At 41.7% G+C, this 17,472-nt stretch carries 14 protein-coding genes; 4 read left to right on the top strand and 10 right to left on the bottom strand.

Features of this window, described 5'->3' with window-relative positions:
- Positions 1–106 precede the first annotated feature (106 nt).
- A complete protein-coding gene (locus tag IGJ45_RS06090) occupies positions 107–1,309 on the top strand; it encodes a YdcF family protein (protein WP_029487014.1) in 1,203 nt (400 codons plus the stop codon).
- A gap of 119 nt (positions 1,310–1,428) precedes the next feature.
- Here IGJ45_RS06090 and IGJ45_RS06085 read toward each other — a convergent pair whose 3' ends face one another.
- Together IGJ45_RS06085 and IGJ45_RS06080 are read right to left on the bottom strand one after the other, a co-directional pair.
- On the bottom strand, positions 1,429–1,941 hold the full coding sequence (locus tag IGJ45_RS06085) for an HD domain-containing protein (RefSeq protein ID WP_003126881.1): 513 nt from the start codon (positions 1,939–1,941) through the stop codon (positions 1,429–1,431).
- Positions 1,942–2,066: 125 nt separating this feature from the next.
- Positions 2,067–2,825, bottom strand: coding sequence for a TrmH family RNA methyltransferase (locus IGJ45_RS06080; RefSeq protein ID WP_252711805.1), 759 nt, complete (start codon positions 2,823–2,825; stop codon positions 2,067–2,069).
- A gap of 109 nt (positions 2,826–2,934) precedes the next feature.
- Between IGJ45_RS06080 and IGJ45_RS06075 the strand changes: the two genes are divergently transcribed.
- The 3 genes from IGJ45_RS06075 (at position 2,935) to IGJ45_RS06065 (ending at position 5,321) form a co-directional block, all read left to right on the top strand.
- Entirely contained in the window at positions 2,935–3,216 is a 282-nt protein-coding gene (locus tag IGJ45_RS06075; protein ID WP_005472207.1) for an acylphosphatase, read from the top strand.
- Positions 3,217–3,328: 112 nt separating this feature from the next.
- Entirely contained in the window at positions 3,329–4,258 is a 930-nt protein-coding gene (yidC, locus tag IGJ45_RS06070) for a membrane protein insertase YidC (RefSeq protein WP_005472205.1), read from the top strand.
- A 121-nt stretch (positions 4,259–4,379) separates the two neighbouring features.
- Positions 4,380–5,321: an AEC family transporter gene (locus IGJ45_RS06065; protein ID WP_060814671.1), complete on the top strand. Its 942-nt coding sequence runs from the start codon at positions 4,380–4,382 to the stop codon at positions 5,319–5,321.
- 112 nt (positions 5,322–5,433) lie between these two features.
- Here the strand turns inward: IGJ45_RS06065 and IGJ45_RS06060 are convergent, their stop codons facing one another.
- The 8 genes from IGJ45_RS06060 to tsf form a co-directional block, all read right to left on the bottom strand.
- Positions 5,434–9,783 carry a PolC-type DNA polymerase III gene (locus IGJ45_RS06060; RefSeq protein WP_438768661.1) on the bottom strand — a complete coding sequence of 1,450 codons (4,350 nt, stop codon included), beginning with the start codon at positions 9,781–9,783 and terminating at the stop codon, positions 5,434–5,436.
- 106 nt (positions 9,784–9,889) lie between these two features.
- Positions 9,890–11,593, bottom strand: a complete 1,704-nt coding sequence (locus tag IGJ45_RS06055; protein ID WP_113849923.1) for a proline--tRNA ligase — start codon at positions 11,591–11,593, stop codon at positions 9,890–9,892.
- A 73-nt stretch (positions 11,594–11,666) separates the two neighbouring features.
- Entirely contained in the window at positions 11,667–12,935 is a 1,269-nt protein-coding gene (gene rseP / locus IGJ45_RS06050; protein ID WP_081131699.1) for an RIP metalloprotease RseP, read from the bottom strand.
- Between the two features lie 437 nt (positions 12,936–13,372).
- A complete protein-coding gene (locus IGJ45_RS06045; protein ID WP_060814675.1) occupies positions 13,373–14,179 on the bottom strand; it encodes a phosphatidate cytidylyltransferase in 807 nt (268 codons plus the stop codon).
- Positions 14,176–14,973, bottom strand: a complete 798-nt coding sequence (locus IGJ45_RS06040) for an isoprenyl transferase (protein WP_003126871.1) — start codon at positions 14,971–14,973, stop codon at positions 14,176–14,178. Before IGJ45_RS06040 ends, IGJ45_RS06045 begins: the two co-directional genes overlap by 4 nt.
- A gap of 163 nt (positions 14,974–15,136) precedes the next feature.
- Positions 15,137–15,694, bottom strand: coding sequence for a ribosome recycling factor (gene frr / locus IGJ45_RS06035; protein ID WP_003126870.1), 558 nt, complete (start codon positions 15,692–15,694; stop codon positions 15,137–15,139).
- Position 15,695: 1 nt separating this feature from the next.
- A complete protein-coding gene (gene pyrH, locus IGJ45_RS06030) occupies positions 15,696–16,418 on the bottom strand; it encodes a UMP kinase (RefSeq protein WP_003126869.1) in 723 nt (240 codons plus the stop codon).
- A 144-nt stretch (positions 16,419–16,562) separates the two neighbouring features.
- On the bottom strand, positions 16,563–17,444 hold the full coding sequence (gene tsf / locus IGJ45_RS06025; RefSeq protein WP_005472197.1) for a translation elongation factor Ts: 882 nt from the start codon (positions 17,442–17,444) through the stop codon (positions 16,563–16,565).
- Positions 17,445–17,472: the final 28 nt, after the last annotated feature.

Below are 17,472 nucleotides of genomic sequence, written 5' to 3'. Positions count from 1 at the left end.
TATCCATTGTAGCGAATTCAAGAAAATTCAGCAACTTTGACCACATCTGCAAGCTTTTTCTTCGAAAATTAGGTATACTGTTCTTAGATTTAAAGGAGTGAAAAGAATGGATTTTACACAAATTGGGCTTTTCAGTATCGCTTATATCTTAGGAGCGATTTTTGTTTTTTGGTACCGCAAGAAAAAAGATGACCCAGATATCTTTTTCTTCGAGTGTTGTTGGACGATTGCCGCTTTATTGGCCTATTTGTCCATTTCGGAATTACGTACTGGCAGTTTTTTTATCTTAGCCCCGCTTAGTTTGGCCGGATTATTTTTATATTCCTATTTTAAAAACAAGCATCGTTTAGTGAATGGTTTGCTTTTTAATGTCTTCATCTTGACCTTTGGGATTTATTTGCTCGTTAATCTTTATCGGACAGAAGATATTTTAGTCGGCGGGATTTTAGCTGTTGCATTAGTTGGCTTTCTATTCGTTTTTCTTTTTGGTTTGTATGGATTGATTATTTTCCTCTATTGGAATTCAATCGTCGTTTTACGCCGAGAATCCCACTCATTGGCCAACCTGTTGACATTGGTTTTAGCTATCGTTTTAACGATCTTGTTGGTATCGGATTCCTTTTTACATGCCTTACCAAGTTGGGTCAGTGTTTTATTTACAATTTTTCCGGCATCGCTGCTTTATTTTTTTGTGGTTTTTCTTAACTTTTTGTCGATCTCGGTTATTTATCAATTCAATCATCCCCGCTATGACCAGGACTTCATTATAGTTTTAGGGGCAGGTCTCCTTAATGGCGAGAAAGTTTCTCCATTATTAGCCCAACGGATCGATAAAGCCATCGCATTTTATCATCTTCAATTTCGTGCGAAGAAAACAGCCCCTCGTCTTTTGATGTCCGGTGGTCAAGGCAGCGACGAAAAAATTCCTGAAGCAGTGGCCATGAAAGAATATGCCGTTTCTCAAGGAATCCCTGAAAGTGAAATCTTAGTGGAAGCCAATTCGACAACGACTTACGAAAATATGAAATTCTCCAAAGAAATCATGGATTCGTTACGTCCAGAAGGATATCACGCAATCTTTGCTTCCAATAACTATCATATTTTCCGGGCAGGGATGTACGCCGACCAAGCGCATGTCAAAGCAGATGGGATTGGCTCACACACAGCCTTCTATTACTTGCCGAATGCTTTTTTACGAGAATATATCGCCATTTTGTTCATGCACAAAAAAAGACATGCGTTAGCTATAGGCGGAATTGCAATCATCATCTTTTTGATGACTATTCTCGAATTTTTCTTTGGAAACTAGCGTAAGTATGCCCTTTGAATGGAATCATGAGCACCACGATCCAATTGTTTCACCACCATACAAAAAAAGCGCCTGGAATCTGATAAATCACTACAGATTCTAGGCGCTTGCCTGTTTTATTAGAGATGTGTTGGTCGTTGTTTATGCCAAAACCGTTGTTGCCATTTTGCTTTCATGGCTTGAGTCATTGGTTCTGATGCTTCCTTCACCGCACAATATTTATCCACCATGGTTACGATATAACTTTCTTTATATCGGGGTGGTGCAATGGTTGCTCCCCACATATGTTTCAAAATAATGTCCCGCTCGAGATCACTTAATTCAGTAATTTTCTCTGCGTTTTTAACGGCAATTCGCGGATGCATATAGGCATGTGTTCCTTCATCGAATTTGGTTGTACGCCAATCATAATAGAAAAGGTCATGCAATAATCCAGCCCGAGCTGTTGCACGAGCATTGCCGCCCCATTTTTTTGCCAATTTATAACTGTAATAAGAAACGCTGATCGAATGTTCTAAACGTGTGGAACTCATATGTTGAACATAATTGGCTAATTTTTTTACAGCTTCTGTCTCTAACAAATCTGCTACATAAGACATATACTCGCTATCTTCTTGCCATTTTTCTGTCATAGATTTATGCCTGCCACCTTTTTGATACTGCTTATTTCTTACAAATAGAAGTATAGCATCTGCTCAGACAGAATTCTAGGAGAATCCAAAGAGTTGCTTTGAGTTTAACAGTTCCTTAAAAAAGTCTAACTGACAAAAAAGTACATCAAAATACCGGCAGCAATAGCTACATTCAGTGATTCTGCTTGCCCATAGATAGGAATATAAACATTTTGATCGGTCAACGCTAAAATATCTGGATGGACGCCTTGTCCTTCGTTCCCTAAAATAAACGCAGCTGTTCCTTTCTTAGATAACTCCGTATAAGAAACCGCCTCTTTATTCAACTCAGTCCCGTAAATAGCAGTCCCTTGGACTTTTAATTTTTGGATGAATGCTGGCACATCCCCTTCAAGGATCGGTAAATGAAAGTTGCTGCCTTGCATACTACGCAAGACTTTTGTGCTGTAACGATCAGCTGTGCCTGTTCCTAAAAAGACCCCAGCAAAACCCGCAGCATCGGCTGTACGAATCATGGTCCCAACATTCCCTGGATCCTGCACATTATCTAAAATCAGCCAATTTCCATGAATCGTTTCTTGAACCGTCTCTTTTTCGATCACTGCAAAGATCCCTTGGGGTGTCGGTAAATCTGATAGAAAAGCAGCTACTTCATCGGAGATACGAAATACTTTGTCTTGATAGTCTTTTAACTGATTGCCGGTTTCTTGGATTCCTTTATCAGTAACAAATAGATAATTGATCGGTGCCGATGCTGCAATGGCTTCTTGTACCAAATGCCAACCGTCGATTATATACGTATTGGTTTGATTGCGGTATTTTTTTTGTGTGAGTTTTTTGACCTCTTTGATCAATGTATTTTTTTTTGAAAGAATTTCCCTCATCCTGTTCACCTCGCCTCATTATAGCATGAGTCAAAGGATGAAACTTGTTCTTTCGTTAGAAAAACGCTATCATATACCATAGAGGTTGACTGAAACGAGGGGTGATTTGATGAAAAAAATACGCATTCAAGTTCAAGGCCGAGTCCAAGGAGTCGGTTTTCGTTACACGACAAAATTGTTAGCGGACCGGATGGGGATCCAAGGATCCGTCAAAAATGAATCTGATGGTTCAGTAACGATCGAAGCTATCGGCGAAGAGAAACAGGTAGACGCTTTTGTTGAAGCAGTCAAAGATTCACCGTCTCCTTCTGGTAAAGTGACAAGTACAAAGATCCAAGAAGATCCTTCTATCAAGGAAAGAACAAGTTTTGATGTTGAATATGGTTACTAAATCTACGACGAAAGATTGATTTTTCAATGAATTTCCTTTTGTACATTGAAATAGTCGGTCTTTTTTAGTATAGTTATTTTTGTCTAAATTTATAGTGAAGAGGAAGAAAAGAATGTCAAAAATGAATAAATGGCTGCTCTCGTCTGGATTGTTAGGACTTTTACTGACTTTATCCGGATGTGTCAGCACAAACTCTGATGGAACACCGAATGAAAACGGCATGATCTATCGTTTCTTAGTGAAACCATTAGGTAATTTGATCACCATGCTGGTAGAAAACTTCGATTGGTCTTATGGTTGGGCAATTATCGCTGTGACAATCGTTGTACGCCTTATTATCTTACCGCTTGGGATCCATCAATCGAAGAAAACGATGATCCAAAGTGAAAAAATGCAGTTCTTGAAACCGCAGGTAGATATCGCACAAGCCAACTTGAAAAAAGCGACCACTCGTGAAGAACAAATGCAAGCACAAGCAGACATGCAAAAAATTTATTCTGAAAATAATGTCAGCATGTTTGGCGGAATCGGTTGCTTGCCGCTGCTGATTCAGATGCCAATATTTTCAGCTTTATATTTTACTGCTCGTTACACACAAGGGATTCAAAATTCGGAATTCTTTGGGATTTCCTTAGGACAACCAAGTTTCCTATTTGTAGCCATTGCTGGTATTTCGTATCTCATACAAGGATATATTTCAACCATTGGAATCCCAGAAGAACAGAAAAAAACGATGAAAACAATGTTGATCGTTTCGCCATTGATGATTGTCTTCATGTCATTAAGTGCACCTGCTGGTGTAACGTTGTACTGGGTTGTCGGCGGGGTCTTCAGCTGCCTGCAAACCTTTATTACAAATGTCATCATGAAACCTAAGATTCGTGCGCAAGTTGAAGCAGAAATGAAAGCCAATCCGCCTAAAACGGTCGTGACGCCTCGGAAAGATGTCACTCCTACGCAGCAGACGCAGCCTACAACGCCAAAAAACTTGAATCATAAAAATGCAAAAGGCCGTAATGCCGGCAAACAACAACGAAAATAAATTTAGAACTATGACCGACTCTTCTCGGTCATAGTTTTTTTGATTGCTTTTTTGGGGTATTCTTTTCTGATTGAATTGATTATGGAATCAAGATTCGCTATAGTGAAAGAGAGGTGAGTTCATGTTCCAAGCATATAGCAATATTTTTGTGATTTTTAGTTTGATGTTTATTGGCTACTGGTTGTCTTTTAAGCAATGGTTCTCAAATCGTACAGCAGATACCTTTTCAAAACTTGTTTTGAATCTCTCACTGCCGGCAAGTATGTTTTTGAATATCATCAAGAATTTTACCCGCGATGAATTCCTTTCACTGTTTTCTGGAATGATCATTCCATTATTATCCATTGTCATTACTTATGGGATCAGTAAACTTTGGCAGCGTTTCTTTCAAGTAGCTCCCACTCATCATGGATCCTTCTCCACCATGTTTACTTTTTCCAATACAATTTTTATTGGATTACCGATCAACCTGGCTATTTTTGGCGAAAAGGCTGTTCCTTATGTCTTGCTTTATTATATTGTCAACACTAGTTTGTTTTGGACGGTTGGGATCTATGAAATCGCTCGAGACAGCCCTAGTTTCGAAGAAGCAAAAGTCTCCTTTCACCCTTTAGTTGTGTTGAAAAAAATCTTCTCTCCTGCATTGATTGGGTTTATTATTGGATTGATCTGGATGCTCTTCGATTTTCCTTTACCGAAATTTATTGCAGGCCTAGGAGGCTATCTTTCTGAGTTAACCACGCCTCTATCCATGTTCATCATTGGGATCATCGTTTACTATAGTGGTATCAAGAATTTACGTATGACCAAGGATCTTGCCGGCGTCCTCGCAGGTCGTTTTCTCCTCTCTCCATTGATCGTGTGGCTGATTGGTCAATGGATACAGGTTCCTTCATTGATGCTGCAAGTCTTTATCATCCAAGCATCGATGCCTGTTCAAAATTCTGTGCCGATCCTGGTTAGAAATTACCAGGGAGATGAAGAGTTTGCTGCTTCTTCATTAGGCTACTCCGTTTTGATTTATATGATTTACATTCCATTATTGTTGATGGTTTTATTATGACATGCAGCAAAAGTGTCGATGTATAAAAACAAAAAAACGATTCGAGGACCTATCATTTCTGAGAAAGATAGTGCCTGCGAATCGTTTTTATAGTTGATAATAAATTTCTTCCTTATAGCATATCAAACAACGACAATTGATTTTCATCCGGTAAATCTTTCAAGACACCATTGTCTGTCATATATTCGATTAATGTTTTGGAAACTTTTCCTCGGTTGGCCAGATCTTCTTTGGACAAGAACGGACCATCTTTCCGGGCCTCACAGATTTGTTTGGCTACGTTTAGACCTAAACTTGGTACAGCTCGAAATGGTGCGATCAGCTTGTTGCCATCGATCACAAAATTCTCAGCATCCGATTTATATAAATCGATCATGCCAAATTCATAGCCTCTTTCCAACATTTCATTGGCCAATTCTAAAACAGTCAGCAAGTTTTTTTCTTTTGTCGATGCATCCATGCCTTTGTCATTGATTTCTTGCATCCGCTCTTTTACCGCTTCTTTGCCTTTTGACATGGCGATCAAATCAAAGTCGTCCGCACGAACAGAGAAATAGGCACAGTAATACAGAATTGGGAAATATACTTTGAAGTAAGCGACCCGCAATGCCATCAATACATAGGCTGCCGCATGGGCTTTGGGGAACATATACTTGATCTTAGAACAAGAATCAATATACCATTCAGGGACATTATTTTCCCGCATCGCTTGCAGATACGTATCTCGCAAATCATCCGGGATCTTGTTCCATTGTCCTTTACGAACCGTCTCCATGATTTTGAAAGCCATACCGTCATCTAATCCTGCATGAATCAGATAGACCATGATGTCATCCCGACAACCAATGACTTCTGCCAAGTTGGCATCACCGCGCCGAATCAGTTCCTCGGCATTTCCCAGCCAAACATCCGTTCCGTGGGAAAGCCCTGAAATCTGCAACAGCTCTGCGAAGGTGGACGGATGGGTCTGTTCCAACATCCCCCGTACGAAACGGGTCCCAAATTCAGGAATCCCTAAGGTACCAGTTTTAGAATAAATTTGCTCTTCTGTTACACCTAAAACATCCGTTCCGCCAAAAATACGCATAACTTCTGGATCATCGGTAGGGATCGTTTTTGGATCAATTCCAGATAAGTCCTGTAACATCCGAATCACTGTCGGATCATCATGTCCTAAAATATCCAGTTTCAAAATATTGTCATGGATCGAGTGGAAATCAAAGTGTGTCGTCTTCCATTCAGAATTCATATCATCGGCTGGGTATTGAATCGGTGTGAAATCATAGACATCCATATAATCGGGGATTACAATGATCCCCCCTGGATGCTGTCCGGTGGTGCGCTTCACTCCGGTAGCCCCTTTGGCCAATCGGTCCACTTCTGCTGCACGATAATGAAGATTGTGATCCCGCTCAAACCCTTTTACAAAACCGAATGCGGTTTTGTCTGCTACCGTACCGATCGTTCCTGCACGGTAAACATAATCTTCTCCGAAAAGAACCTTTGTATAATTGTGCGCTTCGGGCTGGTATTCCCCAGAGAAGTTCAAATCGATATCGGGGACTTTATCTCCATGGAAACCTAAGAAGGTTTCAAACGGAATGTCATGACCGTCCTTGTTTAGTCGGGTGCCGCATTTCGGACATTTTTTTTCTGGCATATCATAGCCGGAGCCATAAGACCCGTCCTCATAAAACTCCGAGTACTGACAGTCTGGGCAATAATAATGAGGAGCTAATGGATTCACTTCAGTGATCCCGGTCATCGTTGCGACAAAACTGGAACCGACAGATCCCCGCGAGCCCACCAAGTAGCCATCTTCATTGCTCTTGTGTACCAGTTTTTGGGAGATCAGGTAAATCACGGAGAAGCCATTTCCGATAATGGAATCTAATTCTTTTTTCAATCGCTTTTCAACGATCTCAGGCAAAGGATCCCCATATAATTCTTTGGCACGATTGTAGCTTAGATCTGTGATTTCTTGTTCGGAACCTGGGATTTTTGGCGTATACAAATCATCCTTAACTGGAATGACCTTTTCACACATATCCGAAATTTTGTTGGGGTTCGTCACGACGATTTCTTTGGCTGTATCTGGGCCTAAAAATTGAAAAGCGGTCAGCATCTCATCTGTCGTCCGAAAGTGAACAGCTGGGAGACTATGGCGATTCAGAGGATTGGCTCCCCCCATTGAATTGATCAAAATCTTACGATAGATCGCATCTTCTTCATTCAAATAATGAACATTCCCTGTAGCTACCACCACTTTGCCTAATTCGTTGCCAATCTCGATCAGGTTGCGAATAATGTCTTCTAGGTCTGATTCATTCTTAACAAGTTCGGTCTCAATCAAATGAGCGTAAACTTCTTTGGGCATGACTTCAATATAATCGTAGAACTCTGCTAATTTACGGGCAGCATCCACCCCTTTTTGCATCATGGCGACAAAGACTTCTCCCTTGTCACAGGCGGTTCCTACAAGTAATCCTTCCCGCAGCTTCACCAATTCCGAGCGAGGAATTCTTGGGACTTTGTCATGGAAATATTTCACGTTCGACATCGAGATCAATTTAAATAAATTTTTTAATCCGGCTTGCGTCTTCGCCAAGATCGTCGCATGGAATGATCGCGCCGCTTTGAAGGAGTTCTCTCCTCCCACATGGCGGTTCAAGTCTTCATGCAGCAGCATGCCATGCTTTTCCATCGCTTCTTTGACAAAGATCCAAGCTAAATGGCCCGTGGCTTCCGCATCATAGATCGCTCGGTGATGCTGTTCTAAGCTGACGCCGAATTTTTTAGATAAGACGCCTAGACCAAAACGTTTGAACTCAGGATATAAGTAACGTGCCAGTTCTAATGTATCAATAACTGGATTTTCGGCTTCTGGAATCCCATATTTTCGATAACTCGTATTTAAAAAGCCCATATCGAAAGAAGCATTGTGGGCAACCAAGATTGCTCCTTCAGAAAACTCTCTAAAGAGTCGCAATACTTCTTCTTCTGATTTAGAACCGCGAACCATTTCATCCGTGATCCCTGTAAGCTCTACGGTGGTTCGAGACAATGGGTGTCCTGGATCAATGAATTCATCAAATGAGCCTTCCACATTGCCTTTATGCATGCGGACAGCCGCTAATTCGATAATTGTATCATAAACGGCAGATAGCCCCGTCGTTTCCACGTCAAACACAATATACGTGGCATCCGTCAAAGGAACTGGTTTAGGGTTATAAGCCACTGCAACGCCATCATCAACGATATTGGCTTCAACCCCATATAAAATCTTAACGCCAGCTTTTTCACCCGCATGATGGGCATCTGGGAAAGCTTGCGCGCCACCATGGTCCGTAATAGCGATCGCCTTATGTCCCCATTTTCCAGCTTGTGCAACTAAATCACTGATATTATTCGTGGCATCCATCGTACTCATATTTGAATGAAGATGGAGTTCCACCCGTTTTTCTCCTTCAGGTGCATAGTCTTTCCGAATCTCGTGTTTTACCTCAATCAAGTCTTGAGCATTCATAACAAGATCTCGCATAAAGGTATCTTCCTGCACGCTTCCGCGAACTTTTACCCAGCTGCCTTTGGCGATTGCCTCAAAGATTTGTTCATCTTTTTCATTATTGGAGAACTTTTTGACACTGAAAGATGACGTATAATCCGTGATTTTCAGAATCAAGATCTTCCGCTTTGAACGTAATTCCCGAACTTCTTTATCAAAGACATATCCTTGGATCGTCACACGGCGTTCTTCCTCAATGATATTAATCATTGGGGTAACGGGTTCATCGGCTGGAATATTCCTTCCCAATGCAATCGGACCGTCAAATTCAACAGCTTTCACTTCTTTTTTCCGCTGTTCATGGGCGATCAAGTTCTCAGCAGCCTGTAATTGGAAAGCAGCAGTCTGTTCTTCTTTACGAGCTTCCAATTCTTTTAAAGCTTCTTCTGCTTGTTCGGCATCCATTTCAGGAATGATACGAAATTTTTGAAAACCAAATGTTTGATAGTTTTCTTCAATGATTGGTAAATATTGTTGCTGCAAAATCGCGATTACCGCTTCATTGGTAACAGGCAGGATCACTTTTTTCTCATTCACTACCGGTAGCTGATTCTTAATGACTTGCTGTACTAGTGGACGATCACAGTTTTGATTTGCGAGTGCTAATGGCCAGTACTCTTGGATCAGTTGTTGATCGAAGGCATTATCCTTGGCTTCAATGATCATTCGCACCGCAGCGATTTCCTTAAAGGCCAGTTCCAAATGTTGTTTGAACGATTGATACACCATAACGGGTAGCAATGTATCAAACTGCAAGTAAAATGTCCAAGCTTTTGACTGGCGATGGACCACGACTTGTTTGATTTGAGCGGTCTGTATCAAAGGATGTTGGCGTAAATTAGGACCAGCATTGATTTGCTCTAATAAGATCTCAAAGGTCTCTCTTTCTTTTGACAATTGACCATCCTCCTTTTTCTCAGTATTAATTAGTATACCTCTTTTTCTTTTGTCTTTCATTAAAAAATCGAGAAAGGGCTCCCCCTTCCTCGATTTTTGTCACGGATCATTCAGATGCAGTCAACAAGATCGTTAATGTCGTAGCCACTTCCTCTTTACGAACTTCAACGGTTGCATTTGTGTGTTTGATTTTTATTTCGACAATCCCTTCTGTCGCTTTGTTGCCAATGGTCAATCGAATCGGACAGCCTATCAAATCCGCATCCGCAAATTTGACACCAGCACGTTCGTTGCGATCATCTACTAAAACTTCATAACCGACAGCAAGCATCGCTTGCTCTACTTCCTCGCACAAAGCAGTTTGATACGAGTCTTCCATTGTGGTTTGAATAATATGGATATCATAGGGTGCAATCTCTTTCGGCCAATCGATTCCCTCTTCATTGCCGTGCTGTTCAACGATTGTTGATAGAAGACGAGATACACCGATGCCATAACACCCCATCATGACTGGCGTCTCCTGACCGTTCTCATCGACAACTGTCGCACCAAGTCTTTCACTGTATTTGGTTCCTAGCTTGAAAATGTGGCCAACTTCGATTCCTCGTGTGAAAGTTAGGACCCCTTTGCCATCTGGAGAAGGATCACCTTCTTGCACCAATCGAAAATCAGCAAATGCCAATGGGGAAAAATCTCGTCCTACATTTGCGTTTTGATAGTAATGGCCCGGTTGATTTCCAAAGACGATCACATTTGCTAAATCTTGTACATGCTGATCAGCATATAAGCGGACATTTTCCGGCAGCGCAATGGGACTGATTGCTTCAGTTTGCAGATGACAACGTAATTCTTCTGGTGTAGCTATTTTCAATTGATCGGCTTCTAGAAAATTTTTGACTTTTGCTTCGTTCAATTGATGATCGCCACGTAGAAGAATCATGACCGGTTCTCCATCAGCAAACAAAAGAAAGGACTGAACGATCTTAGTCAAGTCACTCTCACAAGCTGCAGCTACTTCTTCCAGAGAATAAGATGGATCAACCTGCAACTCTGCGCGCTCAAGAAAGGTTTCGTGAGATTTCTTTGATACATACAAACTTGTGGCCATTTTCCAATTCGCCACGTAGTCGCTTTCCGTTGAGTAGCAAATTAGTTCTTCACCAATCTGCGACAGTGCCATGAATTCTTTGGAATCATGCCCTCCCATCAGACCGTTATCACCAATCACTGCGCGATACTCCAGACCACAACGCTGCAAAATCGCGTGATAGGCTGCTTCATACCGACGATAAGTCGTATCTAAACTTGACTCATCGGCATGAAATGAGTAGCCGTCTTGCATGATGAATTCGCGACTGCGAATCAAACCGAAGCGCGGACGTTGTTCGTCTCGGTATTTTGACTGAATCTGATACAAACTGATCGGCAGACGTTTGTAGGAAGAGATCTCACTTTTGATCAATTCCGTAAAAGGCTCTTCATGGGTTGGCCCCAAGACATACTCCCGCTCGTTTCGATCTGTTAACTGATACAGTGAGCGCCCATAAAGCCCATCTCGCCCAGTACTTTGCCATAGTTCCAAGGGCAATAAAACTGGCATCGTCATTTCTACTGCATCAATTTTGGCTAATTCTTCCCGCATCAATTTTTTGATTTTCTCCAACACCCGCTGGGCTAAAGGCAAATACATGTAGATGCCTGCTGCCACTTGCCGAATATAACCGGCTCTAACTAAAAGTTGATGACTCAATGTTTCCGCATCACTTGGTATTTCCCGCAATGTCGGAATAAACAGTTTCGACTGCTTCATTTTTTTCTCCTTTGCTGCAAACACTTTGCTATACCATACACCCTGCTTGGCCCGTATCAGCTGCTTCCTCTAATCAAAAGAAAAAGCGCTGAATATCATTCCAAGTCACTAACACCATCAGCAACATCAAAAAACCAAACCCAATTAACGTGATGATTCCTTCTTTTTCTTGACTGATCGGTTTACCTCGGACACCTTCAAGAATGTTCAAAACGAGTTTGCCGCCATCCAATCCTGGAATAGGCAACAAATTGAAGATTCCTAAGTTGATGGAGATCGCCGCCATCATCATGACGACAGAGGCTACCCCTTGTGAGGCTGCTTGTGAGGACAATTGGAAAATGGCCACCGGACCACCTAATTTGTCCAGATCTGGTTGTACGATCAAATTACCGACAGCTCGGAAAATCAGTAAAGCATTGTTGAAGGTCAATTTCAAGCCACCTAATAGCTTGTCACCAAGACTTGTTTTCAAGCCAGGACTGATTCCCATAAATCCTACTTTTTCTCCTTCAGCAGATTTCCCTTCTGGCGTTGCTTCAATCGTTAATGTATCACTTCCCCGCTTCACTTCAAGGGGGATCTTCGTGTCAGGATAATTTTGGATCTCACTGCTCAATTCCTGCCAGTTGGATACTGTCTTGCCATTGACTGCTAAGATCTCATCGCCATCTTTCAAGCCTGCCTCAGCGGCTGGTGAACCATTTTGGATACCAGAGATGCTGGTCGTATTCACATCTTGTACACCACCCTGTGCAAACACTAACCCTGTGAATAAAACAAAAGCTAAGATGAAGTTATTCATCGGTCCAGCAAAATTGGTCAACATTCGCTGCCAAAGTTTCGCTGACTGAAATTGAACATCTTTCGGTGCAATCCTTACTTCAACACCGTCTTCATGAATAATGGTTGCATCATGATCGACCGCATAAGCGACTTTTTCTTGTTCATTTCCATTGATGTACCCTGCAATCGTCAACTTTTCTTCGAGATCAAAGTCTACCACTTCCATCGGAATCGCATGAGGCAACTGCACCTTTTTGCTAGTATTGATCTTGATGACTTTTCCATCCTTGTCTTGCACAAGTGAGATCGGCATACCTGGTGTCAGCTCTGTCTCATCTTCGCCCCAGCCTGCCATTTGAACATAGCCACCTAATGGTAACATTCGAATCGTGTAAGTCGTTCCATCTTTTCCTTGATGGGCAAAAAGCTTTGGACCCATTCCAATGGCAAATTCCCGAACTAAAATCCCTGCACGTTTGGCAAAGAAGTAGTGTCCAAATTCGTGGATTACGACCACAACAGAAAATATGATAATAAACACAAGAATCGTTTTCATTCTGTTTCCTCGCTTTCACTGTTCCCTCTTGCTAAAGGGGAAACCTTTCTTTATTTTATCACACCCACACCTAATGAGGAACTTCCGGCGTTATTGTAACAAGAATTTAAAGAACCAAGCTCTAACACGCATAAAAAGACTGTGGCTCTTTCTCACAACACATTCCTTAACAGGAAGAGTGTTCTTTTTTCCTTATCCTCGCATTCTTCACAGTGGTCCGTCAAAAAAGCTTCAACCGCCAAATAGTCGAGAACTAAAAAACCTCTAAATGTCTGGTCCCGTGAAAACAGGCTTCATTTAGAGGTTGAAATAAGGTTAAAATGAGGTTAAAAAGTGTCTTCTTTCTGCGGAGCTGATCAAACAAATTAATGACCTAGCACTTATCTAGTCAAGCAAGTGATTATTGCTCGTTTATCTAGACTAACTAAATGATTGCTTTAGAAAACACCTAATAAGTACATGATTGGAAAAACAAACAGCATACTATCAAAACGATCAAGAATCCCGCCGTGGCCAGGCAAAATATTGCCTGAATCTTTTACTCCGTAGTGTCGCTTGATAGCTGATTCGACAAGGTCACCAAACTGACCAGCAATCGAAAAAATAATCGTCAATACGATCATGATCAGACTTCCATGGCCAAAGTAATCGTTGCCTGGGAATGCCAACAAATAAAGAGCTGCCACAACGACTGCCGAAACAATTCCGCCCAATGCCCCTTCAATGGTCTTGTTCGGTGAGATCTCCGGCCATAGCTTATGTGCGCCGAATCGGCGGCCAACCATATAAGCACCAATATCTGTCGCCCAAACAATAAACAAGCCAAAAATCAGCACAACTAATCCGTTTGGTACTAATCTAGCCGTCAAGAAACGTTCAAAGCCGACACCCACATACAGACTGACTAAAACGGGGAAACCTGCTTCATCAATGGTGTACATATTTTTGGAAACGACAGCGATCCCTAGCAACAACAAGACAATCAGATAAAACAAGGCACTTTTATCTGTATTTGCTGGTAAGAAAGCAAACCAAGGATCTTTAGGTAAGACTAAGATCACAGCCCCAAGAATCGATAACACCCCTTCAAAACTGAGAACCGCTAATCCTTTCATCCGAAATAATTCAAACACACCAATTCCGGCAAGTAAAGCTGCCGTCAACTCGATGGCTATTCCCCCGACATAAATAACTGGTAAAAAAAATGCTAATGCCACCACTGCGGTGATCACACGTTGTTTCACTTTTTGTCCTCCTTCTTGTTCAACCCGCCAAAACGCCGATTTCGCTGTTGAAAACTGCCGATGGCAGCTTCTAACAATTGGGCATCAAAGTCAGGCCATAATGCTTTAGTGAAAAAGAGCTCGCTATAAGCAATTTGCCAAAGAAGAAAATTACTGATCCGTTCTTCACCACTCGTTCGAATCACCAATTCAGGATCGCGAAGTGCAGCAGGCAAGAAGCCAGTCATGAGATGCTGGTCCATCATTTCTTCGGTGATTTCTACCGTCTCCTGTGTGTGGTCTAGTTCTTCATACAGCTTTTGGATCGCCTGCAGCATTTCAGCACGACTGCCATAGTTCAAAGCGAAATTCAGGACCATTCCTGTATTCTCCTTGGTCTGTTCGATGGCACGATTGACAGCATCTTGAGTGTGAGCAGGCAAATATTCGGTAAAGCCCATCACATGGACCTTCACATTTTCTTTGATCAGCTCTGGTACAAACGTGTCAAAAAAATCAACTGGCAATTGCATCAAGTAATCGACTTCTTCATTTGGTCGTTTCCAATTTTCCGTTGAGAATGCGTACAATGTCAAGACTTTGACTCCAAGCCGCGAGGCATGGGTCGTGATCGTCTTCACTGTCTCCATCCCTTCTTTGTGCCCTGCCACCCGTGGTAGACGCCGATTCTGAGCCCAGCGGCCATTTCCGTCCATAATGATCGCGATATGCTGAGGCACAGGTAATGCCGGATCAAGTTCGTATTCAGTTTCTTCCTTAACATATTTGTCTTTTTGTGGAAAAAAACGCAACATATGATTCGCTCCTCTTCCATTTCGTAAAATTCATCTTTTTCATTATAACAATAATCATATTTCTTGCCTATGAAAAGTAAAAAAAGAAATCTATATTAAAGAAAAACAAAAACATTTTCTCTTTGTTAGGAATAAAAAAAGGGCGCTTGTGCGCCCCTGCTTCTTATACTTCTAATAATTCTTGTTCTTTTTCAGCTGCGATCTGATCGATTTCTTTAATACTGTTGTCTGTCAATGTTTGAACTTCTTTTTCTGATTCTCTTAAATCATCGACCGTGATATCGCCAGATTTTTCTTGCTTCTTGTAAGCATCCATCGCATCACGACGGATATTACGGACAGCAATTTTCGCATTCTCCGCTTCTTTTTTCACATCTTTTGCCAATTCTTTCCGGCGCTCTTCCGTCAATTGCGGAATGACTAAACGGATTACTGTACCATCGTTAGCAGGTGTGATACCGATGTCGCTTTGCATGATCGCTTTTTCGACTTCTTGGATCATTGTTTTGTCGAAAGGCGTAATCATCAAAATACGCGCTTCAGGAATCGTGATTGATGCCATTTGATTTAGTGGTGTTGGAACACCATAGTAGGTTACCATCACACGGTCTAAAATACTTGCGTTCGCACGACCAGCACGAATTTGTCCTAACTCGCGCTGCAAGTTTTCTGCTGCTTTTTTCATTTTATCTTTTGCTTCTGTTAAAATTTTGTCAGCCATTCTATTTCCCCCTTACTGTCGTTCCAATATGTTCTCCTAAGATTGCACGGCGAATATTTCCTTGTTCATTTAAATTAAAGACAACTAACGGAATATCATTATCCATGCTTAATGAGCTTGCAGTGGAATCCATGACTTGCAATCCTTTCGAAATCACTTCTAGATGCGTAAGCTCTTCAAACTTCACTGCACTTTGATCGATTTTTGGATCTGCTGAGTAGACACCATCGACGTTATTTTTTGCCATCAAGATCACATCTGCATTGATTTCAGCTGCTCTTAAGGCAGCCGTAGTATCTGTTGAGAAATAAGGATTCCCTGTGCCGCCAGCAAAGATCACTACACGCCCTTTTTCTAGATGACGTTCTGCCCGACGGCGAATATAAGGTTCTGCGATTTGGCGCATTTCGATCGATGTTTGGACGCGAGTCGGTACGCCAGCGTTCTCAAGAGTGTCTTGCAACGCCAATGCATTCATGACAGTTGCCAACATTCCCATATAGTCTGCTTGCGCTCGTTCCATGCCCATTTGTGCACCAATCTGACCACGCCAAATGTTACCACCGCCTACTACGATCGCCATTTCAACACCAAGTTCATGGACTTCTTTGATCTCTTTGACGATTTCTTGGATCGTTGGCGGTTTGATACCAAATCCTTCATCCCCTGCCAATGCTTCGCCGCTCAATTTTAACACAACACGTTGATATTTTGGTTTACCCATGATGATTCCTCCGTACATTCTCCAATACTATTGTAGCATATTGGCGCCATTCTGTTTGAATTTGTGCAATTTTTTTGAAAATCGGTTTTTGCTTAAAAAAAGGGAGCGCACTTCCATGCGTTCCCATCTGTTCGAGGAACAGAATTATTTTTTGACTTGGCTCATAACTTCTTCTACAAAGTTATCTTCGCGTTTTTCGATACCTTCGCCGACTTCAAAACGAACAAATGATTTCACTGTTGCGCCTTTTGAAGCAACAAATTTTTCAACAGTCATGTCAGGATCTTTAACGAATGGTTGGTCAACCAAAGCGATTTCTGCTTTGAATTTTTTCAAACGGCCTTCAACCATTTTTTCAACGATGTTAGCTGGTTTGCCTTCGTTCAATGCTTGTTCAGTCAAAACTTGTTTTTCGTGATCCAATTCTTCTTGTGAGATTTGAGATTCATTCACATAGCGAGGATTGATTGCAGCAACGTGCATAGCGACATCTTTTGCAACTGATTCGTCTGTTGTTCCTTCAAGAACAGTCAAGACAGCGATACGTCCGCCCATGTGCAAGTAGCCACCGAAAGCAGAGTTGTCATCTTTTTCAACAACTTCAAAACGACGGAAGCTGATTTTTTCACCGATAACTTGAGTTGCTTCGATCAATGCTGCTTCCATTTTACCTTTTGATGTTTCCAACTGCAAAGCAGCTTCCATGTCAGCAGGTTTGTTTGCAGCGATTACTTCTGCGATTTCTTTAACTAAATCTTGGAACATTTCGTTTTTAGAAACGAAGTCTGTTTCAGAGTTTACTTCAACGATTGCAGCAGCATTCCCGTTGATAGCAACAGATGCCAATCCTTCAGCAGCAATCCGATCATTTTTCTTTGCAGCTTTAGCCATTCCTTTTTCACGTAATAGATCAACGGCTTTTTCGATATCTCCTTCGACTTCAACTAAGGCACGTTTTGCATCCATCATACCTACACCAGTCATGTCGCGCAATTCTTTTACTAATTTAGCTGTTACTTCTGCCATTTTTTGTTTTCCTCCTAAATGTCATTTA

It is taken from the genome of Enterococcus sp. DIV0574, assembly GCF_051711125.1.
In the GTDB taxonomy this organism is placed as follows: domain Bacteria; phylum Bacillota; class Bacilli; order Lactobacillales; family Enterococcaceae; genus Enterococcus_D; species Enterococcus_D gallinarum.
Note: the sequence above shows the minus strand (reverse complement) of the source record. Positions and strands in the feature narration are given on the sequence as shown.

Bases quoted from the DNA above. Each gene is read 5' to 3' on its own strand.
- yidC (WP_005472205.1), top strand. From the start codon at position 3,329: ATGTCAAAAATGAATAAATGGCTGCTCTCGTCTGGATTGTTAGGACTT.
- rseP (WP_081131699.1), bottom strand. From the start codon at position 12,935: ATGAAAACGATTCTTGTGTTTATTATCATATTTTCTGTTGTGGTCGTA.
- IGJ45_RS06080 (WP_252711805.1), bottom strand. From the start codon at position 2,825: ATGAGGGAAATTCTTTCAAAAAAAAATACATTGATCAAAGAGGTCAAA.
- IGJ45_RS06055 (WP_113849923.1), bottom strand. From the start codon at position 11,593: ATGAAGCAGTCGAAACTGTTTATTCCGACATTGCGGGAAATACCAAGT.
- IGJ45_RS06065 (WP_060814671.1), top strand. From the start codon at position 4,380: ATGTTCCAAGCATATAGCAATATTTTTGTGATTTTTAGTTTGATGTTT.
- IGJ45_RS06090 (WP_029487014.1), top strand. From the start codon at position 107: ATGGATTTTACACAAATTGGGCTTTTCAGTATCGCTTATATCTTAGGA.
- frr (WP_003126870.1), bottom strand. From the start codon at position 15,694: ATGGCTGACAAAATTTTAACAGAAGCAAAAGATAAAATGAAAAAAGCA.
- IGJ45_RS06075 (WP_005472207.1), top strand. From the start codon at position 2,935: ATGAAAAAAATACGCATTCAAGTTCAAGGCCGAGTCCAAGGAGTCGGT.
- pyrH (WP_003126869.1), bottom strand. From the start codon at position 16,418: ATGGGTAAACCAAAATATCAACGTGTTGTGTTAAAATTGAGCGGCGAA.
- IGJ45_RS06040 (WP_003126871.1), bottom strand. From the start codon at position 14,973: ATGTTGCGTTTTTTTCCACAAAAAGACAAATATGTTAAGGAAGAAACT.
- IGJ45_RS06085 (WP_003126881.1), bottom strand. From the start codon at position 1,941: ATGACAGAAAAATGGCAAGAAGATAGCGAGTATATGTCTTATGTAGCA.
- tsf (WP_005472197.1), bottom strand. From the start codon at position 17,444: ATGGCAGAAGTAACAGCTAAATTAGTAAAAGAATTGCGCGACATGACT.